General features: G+C 71.8%; 15 protein-coding genes. 11 read left to right on the forward strand and 4 right to left on the reverse strand.

From position 1 onward, the window contains the following. Positions 1–44 precede the first annotated feature (44 nt). The 3 genes from BR31_RS0104495 to BR31_RS0104505 are packed head-to-tail and all read right to left on the reverse strand — an operon-like array spanning position 45 to position 3,749. Entirely contained in the window at positions 45–2,153 is a 2,109-nt protein-coding gene (locus tag BR31_RS0104495) for a RecQ family ATP-dependent DNA helicase (RefSeq protein WP_027499914.1), read from the reverse strand. 21 nt (positions 2,154–2,174) lie between these two features. Continuing rightward, positions 2,175–3,053: a ribokinase gene (locus BR31_RS0104500; protein WP_027499915.1), complete on the reverse strand. Its 879-nt coding sequence runs from the start codon at positions 3,051–3,053 to the stop codon at positions 2,175–2,177. 9 nt (positions 3,054–3,062) lie between these two features. After that, positions 3,063–3,749: a helix-turn-helix transcriptional regulator gene (locus BR31_RS0104505; RefSeq protein WP_027499916.1), complete on the reverse strand. Its 687-nt coding sequence runs from the start codon at positions 3,747–3,749 to the stop codon at positions 3,063–3,065. A gap of 88 nt (positions 3,750–3,837) precedes the next feature. Between BR31_RS0104505 and BR31_RS0104510 the strand changes: the two genes are divergently transcribed. Further along, a complete protein-coding gene (locus BR31_RS0104510; RefSeq protein WP_027499917.1) occupies positions 3,838–4,272 on the forward strand; it encodes a DoxX family membrane protein in 435 nt (144 codons plus the stop codon). A 23-nt stretch (positions 4,273–4,295) separates the two neighbouring features. Here the strand turns inward: BR31_RS0104510 and BR31_RS0104515 are convergent, their stop codons facing one another. Beyond that, a complete protein-coding gene (locus BR31_RS0104515; RefSeq protein WP_027499918.1) occupies positions 4,296–5,690 on the reverse strand; it encodes an amino acid permease in 1,395 nt (464 codons plus the stop codon). 71 nt (positions 5,691–5,761) lie between these two features. On the opposite strand from BR31_RS0104515, the gene BR31_RS0104520 reads away from it, so the two are divergent. From BR31_RS0104520 to BR31_RS0104565, 10 genes are all read left to right on the forward strand, one after another. Beyond that, entirely contained in the window at positions 5,762–7,069 is a 1,308-nt protein-coding gene (locus BR31_RS0104520) for a glutamate-5-semialdehyde dehydrogenase (protein ID WP_027499919.1), read from the forward strand. A 49-nt stretch (positions 7,070–7,118) separates the two neighbouring features. Then, positions 7,119–7,997 carry an AAA family ATPase gene (locus BR31_RS0104525; protein WP_027499920.1) on the forward strand — a complete coding sequence of 293 codons (879 nt, stop codon included), beginning with the start codon at positions 7,119–7,121 and terminating at the stop codon, positions 7,995–7,997. 29 nt (positions 7,998–8,026) lie between these two features. Beyond that, a complete protein-coding gene (locus tag BR31_RS0104530; RefSeq protein WP_027499921.1) occupies positions 8,027–9,469 on the forward strand; it encodes a vWA domain-containing protein in 1,443 nt (480 codons plus the stop codon). Between the two features lie 101 nt (positions 9,470–9,570). Further along, positions 9,571–10,245 (forward strand): nicotinate-nucleotide adenylyltransferase, encoded by a 675-nt coding sequence (gene nadD / locus BR31_RS0104535; protein ID WP_027499922.1) that lies wholly within the window; start codon positions 9,571–9,573, stop codon positions 10,243–10,245. Then, positions 10,245–10,679, forward strand: a complete 435-nt coding sequence (rsfS, locus tag BR31_RS0104540; RefSeq protein WP_027499923.1) for a ribosome silencing factor — start codon at positions 10,245–10,247, stop codon at positions 10,677–10,679. The genes nadD and rsfS overlap by 1 nt, the downstream gene beginning before the upstream one ends. Beyond that, a complete protein-coding gene (locus BR31_RS0104545; protein ID WP_027499924.1) occupies positions 10,676–11,344 on the forward strand; it encodes a histidine phosphatase family protein in 669 nt (222 codons plus the stop codon). Before rsfS ends, BR31_RS0104545 begins: the two co-directional genes overlap by 4 nt. Next, a complete protein-coding gene (gene octT, locus BR31_RS0104550) occupies positions 11,334–12,107 on the forward strand; it encodes a diglucosylglycerate octanoyltransferase (protein ID WP_027499925.1) in 774 nt (257 codons plus the stop codon). The genes BR31_RS0104545 and octT overlap by 11 nt, the downstream gene beginning before the upstream one ends. A 4-nt stretch (positions 12,108–12,111) precedes the next feature. Then, positions 12,112–13,014 (forward strand): DegV family protein, encoded by a 903-nt coding sequence (locus tag BR31_RS0104555; RefSeq protein ID WP_027499926.1) that lies wholly within the window; start codon positions 12,112–12,114, stop codon positions 13,012–13,014. 69 nt (positions 13,015–13,083) lie between these two features. After that, positions 13,084–13,959, forward strand: coding sequence for a ComEA family DNA-binding protein (locus BR31_RS0104560; protein WP_027499927.1), 876 nt, complete (start codon positions 13,084–13,086; stop codon positions 13,957–13,959). Next, positions 13,960–16,317: a ComEC/Rec2 family competence protein gene (locus BR31_RS0104565; RefSeq protein WP_051636955.1), complete on the forward strand. Its 2,358-nt coding sequence runs from the start codon at positions 13,960–13,962 to the stop codon at positions 16,315–16,317. It abuts the gene before it with no gap. The last annotated feature ends 23 nt before the right edge of the window (positions 16,318–16,340 follow it).

Consider the following 16,340-nt stretch of genomic DNA (forward strand, 5'->3'; position numbering starts at 1 on the left):
GTACTGGTGAGCCCGACTGTGTGAGCCTGGTCACATGGGGGATGTCAGCTGACGCTCGCCAGGGCAAACGGCAGGACGGCCGGAGCGCCGGCCATGCGGAGTTCGCGGGCCGCCATCGTGAGCGTCCAGCCGGTGTCGGCGAGGTCGTCGAGCAGCAGGATCGGCCCGTCGGCGCCACCCAGATCCGGCGCCAGCCAGGCCCCCGTCAGCCCCGCAACGCGGTAGGCGGAATTGGCCGCGGACACCGGCGGGCGCTCGGGGTTCCTGGTGAGGGTGCCCAGGTTGCGGAGCCTGCCGACCTGCGCGAGCCGGTCGGCGAGCGAGCCGATCAACTGAGGGCGGGTCGCCGATTCGAGGGCCATCACCGCCGTCGGTCGCTGCTGCCAATCCCAGGCGGCCAACACCTTGACGCAGGCGTCGACGATCGCGTCCGGCACCGGGCCGTCGGGCTCGTCGAACAGCGCGCGCAGGCGCTGGCCCCAGCCGAGGTCGGACAGGCGGCCGAGCACCCGGCCCGTCTCGGGTCCGTCGGTGATCTTGCCGGACAACGGCACGCCCAGCTTGGCGAGGCCGGTCGGCCACTGCTTGCGCGGGGCCAGGTCGACGCCGGGCCGGTCCAGCCTCGCCCGCGCTCGCGCGATGGCCTCCTCATCCACCTCCGCGGAGTGGGCGGAGCCCGCGCAGTTGTCGCAGCGACCACACGGCTGGGGGTCGGCGGACAGGCCGGGGTCGTCCAGCTGTCGCCGCAGGAACTCCATGCGGCACATGGGGGTTCGCTGGTACTCGATCATCGCCTGCTGCTCGGACTCGCGGGCCTGCTCGAGCCTGCCGTATCGCTCCGCGTCGTACTCCCACGGCTGCCCGGTGCTGATCCAGCCGCCGCGGACCCGCTTGACGGCGCCGTCCACGTCCAGGACCTTGAGCACCATCTCGAGCCGGTTCCTGCTGAGCTCGACCAGCGGCTCGAGGGCCTGGGTGGACTGCGGTCGTTCGGCGTCGAGCACCTCGATGACCCTGCGCACCAGGTGCTCGCGCGGGAATGCGATGCTGGCGAAGTAGCTCCAGATCTGCCGGTCCTCGAACCCGGGCAGCAGGACCACCTCGGCTCGGTCGGTGGAGCGGCCGGCGCGGCCGACCTGCTGGTAGTAGGAGATGGGGGAGGACGGGGCGCCGAGGTGGACGACGAACCCGAGGTCGGGCTTGTCGAATCCCATGCCGAGCGCCGACGTCGCGACCAGGGCCTTGACCCGGTTCTCGAGCAGGTCGGCCTCGAGGCTCTCGCGTTCGGCCGGGTCGGTCTGGCCGGTGTAGGCGGCCACCTCGTGGCCCTGCTCGGAGAGCAGCCCGGCCAGGTCGCGGGCGGCGGACACGGTGAGGGTGTAGATGATGCCGGACCCGGGCAGCCGGTCCAGCTGCTGGCCGAGCCAGGCGGCGCGCTTGCTGGCCTCGTCGATGTGCACCACCGACAGCCGCAGCGACTCCCGCTCGAGGCCGCCGCGCAGCACAAGGGTCTCGGAGCCGCCGACCCCGAGTTGTGCTGACACGTCGGCCACCACCCGGTCGTTCGCGGTCGCGGTGGTGGCCAGCACGGGAATGCCCTCGCCCAGCTCGCCGATCAGCGTGCGGATCCGTCGGTAGTCGGGGCGGAAGTCGTGGCCCCAGTCGGAGACGCAGTGCGCCTCGTCGACCACGACAAGGCCCGCGTCCGCGGCGAGCGAGGGCAGCACCTGGTCGCGGAAGTCGGGATTGTTCAGCCGCTCCGGGCTGACCAGCAGCACATCCACGGTCCCGTCGGCGATGGCGGCGTGGATCTCGTCCCATTCGGTGACGTTGCCGGAATTGATCGTCGCGGCGCGGACCCCGGCACGCTCGGCGGAGGCCACCTGGTTGCGCATCAGCGCGAGCAGTGGGGAGACGATCACGGTTGGTCCGTGCCCGCGCGCCCGCAGCAGCTTCGCGGAGATGAAGTAGACGGCGGACTTGCCCCAGCCGGTCCGCTGCACCACCAGCGCGCGTTTGCGCTGCACCACCAGCGCCTCGATCGCCGTCCACTGGTCCTCGCGCAGCGTGGCGTCGGGTCCGGCGAGCTCGCGCAGCAGCCGTTCCGCGTCGGCACGGAGATCGAGGGTCGCGGGCTCGGTGGCTGTGGTCATGGCTCCCATGGTGCCCGACGGCTACGACATCGGGTCACCGCCGCCCCGCGCGGCGTCGACCTCGGCGCCGGTCGGTGCCGAGGCGGCCCCCGCCCTGGTGGTGGCGAGGGCCCCGGCGGCGCACGCCCGCGCGAGCGCGACCTCTCGCCCGAGGTGCCAGCACGCGGCGAGGGTCCCGGCGAAGGCATCGCCTGCGCCTGTTGTGTCCACCACCTCGACGGCGGGCGGCTCGCTGCGTGTCTCCATGCCGCCGGGACCGCGCAGGGTGGCGCCCCGCGCACCGAGGGTGGTGACCACGTCGGGCACCCGTGCCAGGGTCGATGCGCCCAGTTGCGCGGCCTCGGTCTCGTTCACGACGAGCACGTCCACGCACTCGAGCAGCTCGTCCGGGAGCGGCGCAGCCGGTGACGGGTTGAGGATCACCGTTGTCCCGTTGGCCCTGGCGTGGCGGGCGCCGGCGGTCACGGCGGCCAGCGGGAGCTCCAGCTGGCACAGCAGGAGGTCGGCGGCGGCGATCGCGCCGAGCTCGGCGGTGGTCGGTTCGCGCATGGCGGCGTTGGCTCCGCTCACCACGACGATGGAGTTCTCGCCGGAATCGTCGACCGAGATGACGGCGACCCCGCTCGGCCCCTCGGTCTCGCGCAGCAGGTCGGCGTCCACCCCCGCGCCGAGCAGCGCGGTCCGCAGTTCCGGCGCGAAGGCGTCGTCGCCGACCGCGCCGAGGAACCGCACCTCGGCGCCCGCGCGGGCCGCGGCGACGGCCTGGTTGGCGCCCTTGCCTCCCGGTCCGGTCGAGAAGCCGTGGCCGAGGATGGTCTCGCCGGGAGCAGGCAGCCGCGGGGTGGTGGTGACCAGGTCCATGTTGATGCTGCCGAGGACGGTGATCCGGGGAGCTGACATGTGCCGAGGCTAGCGGGATTCCCGGTCCGCGGCCGGTCCGATCCGGACGCAGCAGTGTCCAGCGGTTGGGGCCAGTCGGGCGCGGCGTGCCGAGCAGTCGGCCCCGGTGAGCAGCCCGCCGATCAGCGCGAGGTTCATCCCGCACACCATCTCGGTGTGCCGCTCGGCGAGGGCATGGAAGGGGCAGTTCACCAGGGCGATGTCCGTACCCTCCGCGCGCGGCTCGTAGCCGCACCGTTCGAGAACCGCGAGGACCTCGGCGTCGGTCGGGCCCGCGCCCGACCCGAGGGCGAGCCCCAGGTCGGTCGCCCGCCTGCCGAGGGCGGCACGTGGCGACTCGCCCGTGCGCTCGGCGTCGTCGGCGGCCTGGGCGAGCAACTGCCCGGCCAGCTCGTAGGAGCGCTCGGGTAGTTGCACCGCCACCTCGCGGTCCGAACGCCGGTACAGCTTGGCCGGCCGGCCCGCGCCGGGGCCGGAGCGGCCGCTGCGCCGCGCGAACTCGACCGTCAGGAGGTCCGCGTCGACCAGCTTGTCGAGGTGGAAGGCGGCGGTCTGCCTGGCGAGCCCGAGTGCCTCCGCGGCCTGGTCGCGACTGACCGGCTCCTGGTGTCTACGGACGAAGTCGTACAGCCGTCGCCGGGCCGGTTCGTCGAGCGAGGAGACGGCCGAGATGTCCGAGTGCGGGGTCGGATCCATGATCGACATTGTAAAACCAATCATCGTTGACGAAATTCCGCGAACGGTTCTATAGTCAATTTACATTGATTTTAGAAAGGAGGGCGTCATGACGACCGACTCGAAGGGGCAGGTCAGCGGGGTCTCGGCCCGGCTCTCCGACCCCGGCTATCAGGCGTTCTTGGCGTTGCGGACGGTCTTCACCGTGGCACCGATCCTGTTCGGTCTCGACAAGTTCACGAACCTGCTGACCGACTGGCCGCAGTACCTGGCGCCGTGGATCGACGACATCCTGCCCGGGACCGCGCAGCAGGGGATGTACGTCGTCGGTGTGATCGAGGTGGTGGCGGGCCTCGCCGTCGCCGTTGCACCCAGGTTCGGCGCGTGGCTGGTCGCGGCCTGGCTGGCGGGGATCATTGTCAACCTGCTGACCCTGTCCGGGTTCTACGACATCGCCCTGCGGGACTTCGGGCTGATGGTCGCGGCGATCGCGCTCGCCCGGCTCGCCGTCAAGTACACCGGCCCCGCGCGGGTGAGCTCCTGATCCGAGGGTGAGGAGCGGGGCCTTCAGTTGGTGTCGGCGGGCACGCGCGCCCGTAGCAGCGCGTATCCGCCGCACACCGCGGCCCCGAACACGACACCGACGATCAGCGCTGTGCGGCCGGTCGAGGTGAAGAAGAGCAGCACCACCACCATCGCCAGGAAGGCGAGGGCCAGCCAGTTGGTCACCGGCGCCCCTGGCAGGCGGTACTCCGCGGCAGGCAGCCTGCCGGCCCGGACCGCCGCCCGGAACCGGAGGTGGCAGACCAGGATGGTGCCCCAGACGAAGATGATGCCCACCGTGGACACCGAGGTGATGTAGAGGAACGCGCGATCGGGGGAGACGATGTTGACGATCACGCCGATCACCATCGCGCCCGCGGACAGCGTGATGCCCGCGAACGGGACCGATCGCTTGCTGAGCGCGCCGAGCGCGGCCGGGGCCTCGTGGCGCTGCGACAGGCTGCGCAGCATCCGGCCGGTGGAGTAGAGGCCCGAGTTGCACGAGGACAGCGCCGCCGTCAGCAGCACGAAATTCATGATGCCTGCCGCCGCCGGGATGCCGATCTGCTGCAGGACCTCCACGAACGGGCTCATGCCCGCGTGGAAGTCGCGCCAGCTCGCCACCGAGAGGATCACCACCAGCGAGCCGATGTAGAACAGGCCGATCCGGAACGGCAGGGTGTTGATCGCCTTGCGCAGGGTCGGCTTCGGGTCCCTCGCCTCGCCAGCGGTCACGCCGACCAGTTCGACTCCCACGTACGCGAACATCACGATCTGCAGGCTCATCAGCGCGGCCCCGAACCCGTTGGGGAACACCCCGCCGTCCGCCCACAGGTTGGTCACCGTCGGGTTGGTGGCGTGACCGAAGCCGAGGGTGAGCACGCCGATGCCGATCAGGATCATGCCCAGGATCGCGGTGATCTTGATGGCGGAGAACCAGAACTCGGCCTCGCCGAACAGCTTGACCGAGATCAGGTTGGCGCCGAACAGTACGACCAGCACCACCAGTGCCGTCAGCCAGGTGGGCACGGACGGCCACCAGAACTCGACGTACTTGCCTGCCACCGTGATCTCGGCCATGCAGGTGGCCACCCACACCGCCCAGTACGTCCAGCCGGTGACGAACCCGAAGAAACGGCCGAGGAACTCCTCCGCGTACTCGCCGAAGCTGCCCGAGACGGGGCGGTAGCTGAGCAGCTCACCGAGCGCCCGCATGATCACGAAGATCACCAGCCCCGCCGCGAGGTAAGCCAGGATCAGCGACGGTCCGGCCTCCTCGATCGCGCCGCCCGCGCCGTAGAACAGGCCGGTTCCGATGGCGCCGCCGAGTGCGATCATCTGGATGGTCCGAGAACTGAGCCCGCGGCTGTAGCCCTCGGACGGTTCCTCGGTGAGCACCTCGGTGTGGGTCTGGGTCATGGGACCTGATTTCCTCTGTTAACTACTTGGGCTGAACGATTATGCGCCGGGCCGGTCGTTACCCTGTACTCATGACCGCGGTGAGCAAGACGGTGGAGACGAACGGCGCTGCCAAGGGCGATGACGACGGGCGCGGCGACCCGGCCCGTGCGGCCGTTCACGAGGCCGCCCGCAACGCCCGCATTGCGTCGCGGATCCTGGCCCAGCTGACGACGGCGCAGAAGAACGCGGCGCTGCACGCGGCGGCCGATGCCGTGCTCGCCGCCACCGACGCCGTGCTCGCCGCCAACGCCCTCGACATCGAGGCCGCCAAGGCCACCGGCACCGAGGAGAGCCTGCTCGACCGGCTGCGCCTGACCGCCGACCGCGTCGGCGGCATCGCGGCAGGCCTGCGGCAGGTGGCCGGGCTCGCGGATCCGGTCGGCGAGGTGGTGCTCGGCGCGACCTTGCCCAACGGCCTGGAGATCCGTCAGGTGCGGGTGCCCCTCGGCGTGATCGGCATGGTGTACGAGGCCCGCCCCAACGTCACCGTCGACGCGTTCGGGCTCGCGCTCAAGTCCGGCAACGCTGCGCTGCTGCGTGGCTCGTCGTCCGCCGTGCACTCCAACGCCGCGCTCGTCGAGGTGCTGCGTACCTCCCTCGTCTCGCAGGACCTGCCCGCCGACGCCGTGCAGTTGCTCTCCAGCGAGGACCGCTCCAGCGTGACCCACCTGATCCAGGCCCGCGGCCTAGTGGACGTCGTCATCCCGCGCGGCGGCGCGGGGCTGATCAACGCCGTCGTCCGCGACGCGACCGTGCCGACGATCGAGACGGGCGTCGGCAACTGCCACGTCTACGTGCACGCCGCGGCCGACCTCCCGATGGCCGTCAAGATCGTGCTGAACTCCAAGACCCGCCGCCCGAGCGTGTGCAACACCGCCGAGACCGTGCTCATCGACAAGGCCATCGCCGAGACCGCGTTGCCCGCCGTGACCCAGGCGCTGCAGTCGCAGGGTGTGATCATCCACGGCGACCTGCCCGGGCAGGTGCCCGCAACCGAGGCCGACTGGGCCGAGGAGTACCTCTCGCTCGACGTCGCGCTCAAGGTGGTCGACGGGATCGACGACGCGATCGACCACATCAACCGCTACGGCACCGGTCACACCGAGGCCATCGTGACCGCTGATCTGGCCGCGGCCCGCGAGTTCACCGCCCGGGTCGACGCGGCCGCCGTGATGGTCAACGCCTCCACCGCGTTCACCGACGGCGAGCAGTTCGGGTTCGGCGCGGAGATCGGCATCTCGACGCAGAAGCTGCACGCGCGCGGTCCGATGGGCCTGCCCGAGCTGACCTCCACCAAGTGGACCGTCTGGGGCGACGGACACACCCGACCGGTGTAGTCGCCGGGCCCGCAGGACTGACAGACACCGACAAGCACAAGGAGCGAGTGTGGACCGCGCACTTCCGACGACGCCGCCGATCTTCGCGAGCGTCGATGAGGTGATCTCCCGGCTCGCCGAGACCGGGTACCTCTCCGACAAGGCCACCGCGACGGCGGTGTTCCTCGCCGACCGGCTGGGCAAGCCGCTGCTCATCGAGGGGCCCGCAGGCGTCGGCAAGACCGAGCTGGCCCGGGCGGTCGCGCAGGTCTCGGACGCGGAACTGGTGCGCCTGCAGTGCTACGAGGGGGTCGACGAGTCCCGCGCGCTGTACGAGTGGAACCACGCCAAGCAGATCCTGCGCATCCAGGCGGGCAGTGACAACTGGGATTCGACCAAGCAGGACGTGTTCTCCGAGGAGTTCCTGCTGCCGCGTCCGCTGCTCACCGCGATCCGGCGCGAGGACCCGACCGTGCTGCTGATCGACGAGGTCGACAAGGCGGACGTCGAGATCGAGGGCCTGCTGCTCGAGGTGCTCAGCGACTTCGCGGTGACCGTTCCCGAGCTGGGCACCATCGTCGCCAGCCGGAAGCCGTTCGCGGTGCTGACCTCGAACGCGACCCGCGAGCTCTCCGAGGCGCTCAAGCGCCGCTGCCTGTTCCTGCACCTCGACTTCCCGGACGCGGACCTCGAGCGGCGCATCCTCGCCAGCCGCGTTCCCGAGCTGCCCGAGGCGGTGGCCGAGCAGCTCGTGCGGACGATCAGGGTGTTGCGCGGCATGCAGCTCAAGAAGCTGCCGTCGGTCGCCGAGACCATCGACTGGGGTCGCACGCTGCTGGCGCTCGGCATGGACACGCTCGACGACGATGCGGTCCGCGCCACGATGGGCGTCATCCTCAAGCACCAGTCCGATCAGCTGCGGGCCGCGGCCGAACTCCGGCTGAACTAGCTCGTCCGAACCGAGAGGACGGAACCGACATGGCCGCAACGCCCCACACGCCCGGTGCCCTCGCGTCGCCGCACGGGCTGCCCGGCCACCTCGTCGAATTCGTCGAGGCGCTGCGCAAGCGGGGGATCGCGGTCGGACCCTCGGAAACCGTGGACGCCGGTCGGGTGATGGCGGTGCTCGACCTGCTCGACCGCGAGTCACTGCGTGAGGGCCTGGCCTGTTCGCTCCTGCGCAGGCCCACCCACCGCGCCACCTTCGACGCGCTGTTCGACCTCTGGTTCCCCGCCGGGGTCGGACTGCGCGCGGACGGCGGCGCCGAGGTGTCGATCCCGCGCACCCCCGAGGGCGAGGTGGACTTCGACGCCCTGCGGGAGCTGATCGCCGGACTGCTCGCCGACGGATCGCCGGAGTCGCTGGCGATGACCGAGCTGCTCACCGGGCAGCTCGTCGAGGAGCTCGGCAAGTACGAGTCGTCCAAGGGGCCCTCCTTCTCCGCCTACCAGGCACTGCGCGACGTGGCGCCGGAGACGCTGCTCGCCCGGATCCTCGACGGGCTGATCGGCAACAGCGTCGACGGTGAGCACCCGGACGGCGACTACGCCACCGAGGTCGCGCGCAGGACCGCCGCTCAGCGGATCGCGGACTTCCGCAAGATGGTCGAGGTGGAGACACGCCGCCGGTCCGCCGAACAGCTCGGCAAGGACCGGGTGGCGACCTACGGGGTACCCCGGCTCGCCGAGGAGGTCGACTTCCTCCGGGCCTCGGACTCCGAGCTGGTGGCGCTGCGCCGCAGCGTGAGCCCCCTGGCGCGCAAGCTGGCGAGCCGGCTCGCGGCCAGGCGCAAGCGCAGCAGGGCGGGGGCCATCGACCTGCGCAAGACGCTGCGCAAGTCGATGTCGACCGGCGGGGTGCCGATCGACCTCGTGCAGCGCAAGCCGCGGCCGGCCCGACCGGAGCTGGTGGTGCTGTGCGACGTCTCCGGTTCGGTGGCGGGCTTCAGCAACTTCACGCTGCTACTCGTGCACGCGCTGCGGGAGCAGTTCTCCCGGGTGCGGGTCTTCGCGTTCATCGACACCACCGACGAGGTCACCCGGTTCTTCGACGCGGGCGCCGACCTCGGCGCGGCGATGTCGCGGATGATCCGCGAGGCCGAGCTGATCACCTACGACGGCCATTCCGATTACGGCAATGCGCTCGGTGTCTTCGCCGAACGCTTCGCGCACAGCCTGACCAGCAAGAGCTCGCTGCTGATCCTCGGCGACGCGCGCAACAACTACCGCGACCCGAACATCGCCGCGCTCACCCACCTCGCCGCTGTCGCCAAGCACACGCACTGGCTCAACCCGGAGCCGCGCGGGCAGTGGGGCAGCGGCGACTCCGCGGCCTTCGTCTACGCGGACGCGGTGACCATGCACGAGTGCCGGTCGGCGCAGCAGCTCGCCGCGGTGGTCGAGGGTCTGCTCCCGGTGTGACGGCGCTCGGTCGGGTCGCGCCGCGGCAGCCAGTAAGCTCGACACTCGTGCAGCAGGAACCAGGAGCAGCCCCGAGACGGCGACCGCGCCGTCTCGGTGTGATGGGCGGCACCTTCGACCCGATCCACCACGGCCACCTGGTCGCGGCCAGCGAGGTCGCGGACCGGTTCGCGCTCGACGAGGTGATCTTCGTGCCGACCGGGCAGCCGTGGCAGAAGGCCGCGCGCACCGTCAGCCCGGCCGAGGACCGCTACCTGATGACCGTGATCGCGACGGCCTCGAACCCGAGCTTCTCGGTCAGCCGGGTGGACGTGGACCGCGAGAAGGCCACCTACACCGTGGACACCCTCCGCGATCTGCACCGGCAGCATCCCGATGCCGAACTGTTCTTCATCACCGGCGCGGACGCGCTGGAGAGCATCCTGTCCTGGCAGGACTGGGAGGAACTGTTCGAACTCGCGAAGTTCGTCGGCGTGAGCCGTCCTGGCTTCGAGCTCGGCGTCGGGCACCTGGCCGAACACCTGGAGGGCCTGCCGGAGGACGCCGTCACGCTGATCGAGGTCCCCGCCCTTGCGATCTCCTCGACCGAGTGCCGGCTCCGGGCCGCCGAGAACCGTCCCGTCTGGTACCTGGTGCCGGACGGGGTCGTGCAGTACATCTCGAAACGCAATCTGTACCGACCGCACGATTCCGAGCGCCTCGACGGCGCCGTCACCGTGTCGCAACCGGCACCGCACAAGATCAGTACCCATCCGCAGAACCGGGAGAACACGTAGTGAGCGCAACCGCCGAAGCCCTTGAAATGTCGCGAATCGCGGCGCTGGCAGCAGACGAGAAACTGGCGAGCGATGTGGTGGTGCTCGACGTCTCCGAGCAGCTCGTCATCACCGACTGCTTCGTCATCGCGTCCGCGGCGAACGAGCGTCAGGTCAACGCCATCGTCGACAACGTCGAGGAGAAGCTGCGCGAGGCAGGCCACAAGCCGGTCCGCAAGGAGGGCACCCGCGAGGGTCGCTGGGCGCTGCTCGACTACGTCGACATGGTCGTCCACGTCCAGCACGACGAGGAGCGGAACTTCTACGCGCTCGAGCGGCTGTGGAAGGACTGCCCGGTGGTCCCGGTCGACGGCATCGAGCCGCGTTCGAAGATCGCGGGCACGCCCGAGGACGAGGCCGTGGAGTCCCCCGACTACCCGGAGTCCGCTCAGTGACCGAAAGCCCCACCACCGGCCCGTCGGTCCGGCGCCTGATCCTGCTCCGGCACGGCCAGACCGAGTACAACGCAGGCGACCGGATGCAGGGTCAGCTCGACACCGATCTCTCGGAACTCGGTCGGGTGCAGGCGAAGTCGGCGGCCAGGGTGCTGGCCGAGCGACGCCCGATCGAGATCGTCTCCTCGGACCTGCGGCGGGCCCACGACACGGCCACCGCGTTGGGCGAGCACGCGGGCCTCGAGGTCGCACTCGACGAGCGGCTGCGCGAGACCCATCTCGGCGAGTGGCAGGGACTGACCCATACACAGGTCGACGAGCGTGACCCTGGTGCCCGGATGGCCTGGCGCGCCGACGCCGGGTGGGCGCCGCCCGGCGGCGAGAGCCGGATCGACGTGGCCCGACGCGCGAAGCCGGTGGTGACCGAACTGGTTGCCCGGCAGGAGGGCTGGGGAGACGAGCCGATCGTGCTGGTCGCGCACGGCGGGCTGATCGCCGCCCTCACGGCCGCGCTGCTGGACCTGCCCGTCGACCGGTGGTCGGTGTTCGGGGGCCTCGGCAACACCAGTTGGGTGCAGCTGAGCGGACACGGGGACCAGGACGAGCCGAACTGGCGTCTGGACGTGTGGAACGCTTCGGCGACGGTGGCCAGCGATGTCCTCTGAGCTCGCGGTCGAACCGCCCGCCGAGCCCGGCCGCCCGGTCCTGTTGGTGCTGGCCGATTCCCTTGCCTACTTCGGGCCCAAGGGCGGGCTGCCGGCCGATCACCCGCGGATCTGGCCCAGCATCGTTGCCGCCGAGCTCGGCTGGGACGTCGAACTGGTCGCCCGAATCGGCTGGACCAGTCGAGATGCCTACTGGGCGTTGATCCAGGATCCGCGGGTGTGGGCCACCGTGCCACGCGCGGGGGCCGTCGTCTTCGCCGTCGGCGGCATGGACTCGTTGCCCTCGCCGCTGCCGACCGCGCTGCGTGAGCAGATCCGGTACGTGCGTCCGCCCGCGCTGCGGCGCGTGGTCCGGTCCGCCTATGGTTGGCTGCAGCCGCGGCTGTCGCCGCTCGGCTGGCCGGTCGCGCTGCCCCCGAAGCTGAGCGTCGAGTATCTCGAGAGTGCAAGGAACGCATTGGAATACATGCGCCCCGAACTCCCGGTGATCGGCACCCTTCCGTCCGTCCACGACTGCGACGCCTACGGCAAGGTGCATTCGGGCCGGCCGGGTGCGGTGCGCGCGCTCGAACAGTGGGGTGCGGAGAAGAACGTTCCGCTCGTCGACCTCGCCGAGGCGGTTCGGGAGAACGTCTTCTCGGAACACGGCAATCCGGACGGCATCCACTGGGGCTGGGAGGGGCACGAGCGGGTCGCCGCCGCCATGCTCAGCGCGATCCGCGCAGCGGTTCCCGGCCGGGAACCGCTGGAGGGCATACGGTAGGCCTGTGCCCGTCGTCGTCGTCACCGATTCCTCGGCCTGTATCGCTCCCGAAGTGGCCCAGCGGTACGGGATTCGCATCGTGCCCCTGCATGTCCTCGTCGACGGCAGCGATGTCAGGGAGGGCGTCGACGAGATGCCCCAACAGCTCCCGCAGGGAGCCGCGATCACCACGTCTGGGGCCTCTCCCGGCGAGCTGACCGAGGCATACTCGCGGGCACTGGACGAGAGCGCGGGCGACGGCGTGCTCGCCGTGCACATCTCGCGTCAGCTCTCCGGTACCTGGGAGGCGGGACGGCAGGCCGCCGAGGAATTCGGCGGGAACGTGCGCATCGTCGATTCACAGTCCACGGCAATGGGATTGGGCTACCCGGCACTGGCTGCCGCCCGGCTCGCGAAGGCAGGCGGCGATCTACGGGCGGTCTATGAGCGCGCCGTGGACGTCGCGAACCGCGGCCGACTGCTGATCATGGTCGATCGGCTCGATCACCTGCGCAAGGGCGGCCGGATCGGCACCGCCGCGGCGTTGCTCGGGACCGCGCTGGCCATGAAGCCGGTGCTGCACCTGGTGGACGGCAAGCTGGTGCTCAGGGAGAAGACCCGCACCGCGACCAAGGCGCTCGCCAAGATCGTCGAGAGCGCGGCCGAGTACGCGGGGGAGGGCCCGGCCGCGGTGGCCGTGCACCATCTGCAGGCACCGGAGCGGGCCGAGGAGGTCGCGGACGCGTTGCGGGAGCGGATCCCGTCGATCAGCGAGATGGTGGTCTCGGAGATCGGAACCGTGATCGGCACGCACGTCGGCCCCGGTGCCATCGGCGTGCTGGTCTGCCCCGGCGGCGCCGACGCCGAGAACATGGCGGCGGAGCCCGCTGCGCCGGGCGACGGCGCTCATCCACAGCCCGAGAACTGATCCACAGCAGGCCCGAACCCGGGGTCTGCCGGCCTGAACCGGGCAGATCGCGGTCCTAGCGTCGCTGCCATGCGCAGCACCGACGAGACCCGTGACCGGATCAGGCAACGACTCGAGGCGATCGCTGCCGGCGGCCGGGTCGACAAGCCCGCGACCGCCTGGGGCCGCGTCGATCAGGCGGAACCCGTGCCGGAACCCGGTGACGGCGATCCGGGCCTGCACGCACCCGAGTGGCTGACCGAGCAGGCGGCCCCGGCGCGCCCGCGGCTGTCGCCCGGCCGCGGCGGGGTCGTGGCGTTGGCGGCGGTGGCGCTCGTCGCGGCGGTGATCGGTGGCCTGATGGCCTGGCGGGACCGGCCCGTCGCGCGGGCGGTCGAACCGGTGCCGGTCGTGTCCACCGAATCCCCTGGGCAGCCAGGGGACGTGCCGACCCCGACGCCGACGCCGGCGGATCCCGCGGCCGCGCCACCGCCGGCCGAGCTGGTGGTCAGCGTCGTCGGTCTGGTGCGGACCGCGGGTCTGGTGCACCTGCCTGCGGGGGCGCGGATCGCGGACGCGCTCGCGGCGGCGGGCGGCGCAAAGGACGGCGCCGACCTGCTGGGGCTGAACCTGGCGCAGCGCCTCAGCGACGGCGACCAGGTCCTGGTCGGGCTGGCGCCACGCGACGGGGCGCCCGTCACGGTGGGCAGCGCCACCATCGGAGCGGGCCCTGCCGCGGCGGGCACGGCCCGTCCGCCCGGCCCTGCGGCTCCCGGCAGGGTGAACCTCAACACGGCGACCGAGGCGGAGCTGGACGGGCTGCCGGGGGTTGGTCCGGTCACGGCGGCGGCCATCGCCGCATGGCGGCAGGCCAACGGGCGGTTCACCGACGTCGAACAGCTCGGCGAGGTGGACGGGATCGGCCCGGCCCGGCTGGAGAAGTTGCGCGCGCTGGTGACCGTGTAGATGGCGACACCTGGCGGCCCGGCTCCCGAGGGGCGAGTGCTCGACCTACGGCTGCTGCCGTCGGCGGGGATGTGCTGGGGCGCAACGTTGGTCGGGATCGAGCTGGGATGGCGGGCCGCGCTGTGGACGGCGGTCGGCGCGCTGGCCGCGGCGGCCGTCGCCGTGGTCGTCGCGGTGGCGGGCATTCGCCGAGCGGCCGCGGGTGTGCTGATCGCCGCGCTGCTGATCGGCGCCGGCTTCGCGGTCGCCGTCGCGGCCCGCGAGCGCGCGGTGGCCGAGCACCCGCTGGCCGCGGTCGCGTCGCGGGGAGGCCACGTGAGCCTCACGGTCGTGCCGGTGGACGACCCGAGGCACGTGCGTTCTCCGGCCGGCGACACCGTGATGGTGCGGGCGTCGCTGCGGTCGATCGACGCGGGAGGATCCGGGGTAGGCGGATTCGCCGTCGGCGGTTCGGTGGTGATCTTCGCTCCTGCGCACGGCTGGCAGGCGCTCCTGCCGGGGCAGCGGGTGAGCCTGCGCGGCAAGGTGAGCCGCCCGATTCGCCGCGATCTCACGGTCGCGACCATCCGCGTGACGGGGGCGCCGCTGCGCGTCGAACCGGCGCCACCGACGCAGCGGGCGGCCGACGCGGTCCGGGACCGCTTCGCCGCGGCCGCGCGATCGGCGCTGCCGCCCGACGCCGCCGGTCTGTTGCCTGGTCTGGTGGTGGGGGACACCTCCGCGCTGCCGGGCGGGGTGCGGGACGATTTCACCGCCGCCGGGCTGTCGCATCTGACCGCGGTCTCCGGGGCGAACATCTCGATCCTGATCGGCGCCGTGCTGCTGCTCATGCGGGCGTTGGCGCTCGGCCCGCGCGCGTCGGCGGTGCTGGCGGCGTCGGCGCTGGCGGCCTTCGTGATCCTGGCCCGGCCGTCGCCGAGCGTGCTCAGGGCCGCGGTGATGGGCTCGATCGGGCTGCTCGCCCTGACGACCGGCAGGCGCAAACAGGCGATGCCGGCGCTCGGGGCGGCGGTGATCGTCCTGCTGGCGTTGTTTCCCGCGTTGGCAGTCGATTTCGGGTTCGCGTTGTCCGTCGCGGCGACCGCGGCGCTGGTGCTGCTCGCGCCCGGCTGGGCGCGATGGCTTCGGGAGCGCGGCTGGCCGCGCGCGCTGGCCGAGGCGGTGGCGGTGGCGACCGCCGCGTACGTCGCGACGGTGCCGATCGTGGCGGCGATGTCCGGCACTCTCAGCACGGTGGCGATCGTCGCCAACGTCGCTGTCGCCCCTGTGATCGCGCCGGTCACCGTGATCGGCGCGATCGGGGCCGCGGGTGCCGCGGTGTGGCTCCCGCTCGGCGAACTGATCGTGCGGGCGACCGGGCCGCCGCTGTGGTGGCTGCTGCGGGTCGCCGAGTGGTCCGCGGGGGCACCGGGCGCCACGGTTGCTGTTCCCGCCGGGCTCGGCGGCGCCGCGGCGGTGGCGGGGATCGCGGTCGGCCTGCTGCTCGCGATCCGATCCCGGTGGCTGCGGCGGGTGCTCGCAGCCGCGGTGCTGGGGCTGGCGCTGGTGTGGGTGCCGGTCCGGGTCCTGTGGCCGGGCTGGCCGTTGCGGGACTGGGTGCTGGTGGCCTGCGCCGTCGGGCAGGGCGACGCGCTGGTGCTCGCCGCGGGCGACGGCACGGCGGTGGTGGTCGATGCGGGCCCGGAAGCGCGACTCGTCGACGGCTGCCTCGACCGGCTGGGCGTGCGGACGATCGTGGCGGTGGTGCTGACGCATCTGCATGCCGACCACATCGACGGCCTGCCAGGGGTGCTGCGGGGCCGCCGAGTCGGTGCCGTGGTGCTCGGCCCGATGCACCAGCCGGAGAGCGGTTTTCGCCAGGTGAGCACGCAGACCGCGGCCGCGGGCGTGGCGATCAGGGAGGCGCGGGCGGGACAGCAGCTGCAGCTGGGGGCGCTGACATTCCGGGTCCTCGGGCCGACGCTTCCCGTGCCGCGCAGCCCGGCCGCGGGGGCGGAGATGGCGAACGACCAATCGCTGGTGCTGTCGGTGGACACCGTCGCGGGACGGATCCTGCTGACCGGGGACGTCGAGGCGGACGGTCAGCGGGACCTGCTGCGGGATCGGGTGCCGGTGGCCGCGGACATCCTCAAACTGCCGCACCACGGCTCGCGCACCACCACCGAGGAGTTCCTGCGGGCGGTCGGGGCGAACCTGGTCGTGGTCTCGGTCGGGGAGGGCAACACCTTCGGCCACCCCAACCCCGGCATCCTGCGTGCCCTGCAGGAGATGGGCGCGACGGTCGCCAGGACCGACAGGGGCGGCGACGTCGCGGTCGGCAGATCCGGTGGCGGGGCCATCGCAGTCGGACGACCGTGATGACCCGGCCCCTGATCGTTAGA

Source organism: Rhodococcus sp. UNC363MFTsu5.1, from assembly GCF_000686785.1.
GTDB classification, from domain to species: domain Bacteria; phylum Actinomycetota; class Actinomycetes; order Mycobacteriales; family Mycobacteriaceae; genus Rhodococcus_G; species Rhodococcus_G maanshanensis.

Excerpts from the sequence above, each read along its gene's own strand:
- BR31_RS0104495 (WP_027499914.1), bottom strand. The coding sequence starts at position 2,153 with ATGACCACAGCCACCGAGCCCGCGACCCTCGATCTCCGTGCCGACGCG.
- BR31_RS0104500 (WP_027499915.1), bottom strand. The coding sequence starts at position 3,053 with ATGTCAGCTCCCCGGATCACCGTCCTCGGCAGCATCAACATGGACCTG.
- BR31_RS0104505 (WP_027499916.1), bottom strand. The coding sequence starts at position 3,749 with ATGGATCCGACCCCGCACTCGGACATCTCGGCCGTCTCCTCGCTCGAC.
- BR31_RS0104510 (WP_027499917.1), top strand. The coding sequence starts at position 3,838 with ATGACGACCGACTCGAAGGGGCAGGTCAGCGGGGTCTCGGCCCGGCTC.
- BR31_RS0104515 (WP_027499918.1), bottom strand. The coding sequence starts at position 5,690 with ATGACCCAGACCCACACCGAGGTGCTCACCGAGGAACCGTCCGAGGGC.
- BR31_RS0104520 (WP_027499919.1), top strand. The coding sequence starts at position 5,762 with ATGACCGCGGTGAGCAAGACGGTGGAGACGAACGGCGCTGCCAAGGGC.
- BR31_RS0104530 (WP_027499921.1), top strand. The coding sequence starts at position 8,027 with ATGGCCGCAACGCCCCACACGCCCGGTGCCCTCGCGTCGCCGCACGGG.
- nadD (WP_027499922.1), top strand. The coding sequence starts at position 9,571 with ATGGGCGGCACCTTCGACCCGATCCACCACGGCCACCTGGTCGCGGCC.
- octT (WP_027499925.1), top strand. The coding sequence starts at position 11,334 with ATGTCCTCTGAGCTCGCGGTCGAACCGCCCGCCGAGCCCGGCCGCCCG.
- BR31_RS0104560 (WP_027499927.1), top strand. The coding sequence starts at position 13,084 with ATGCGCAGCACCGACGAGACCCGTGACCGGATCAGGCAACGACTCGAG.
- BR31_RS0104565 (WP_051636955.1), top strand. The coding sequence starts at position 13,960 with ATGGCGACACCTGGCGGCCCGGCTCCCGAGGGGCGAGTGCTCGACCTA.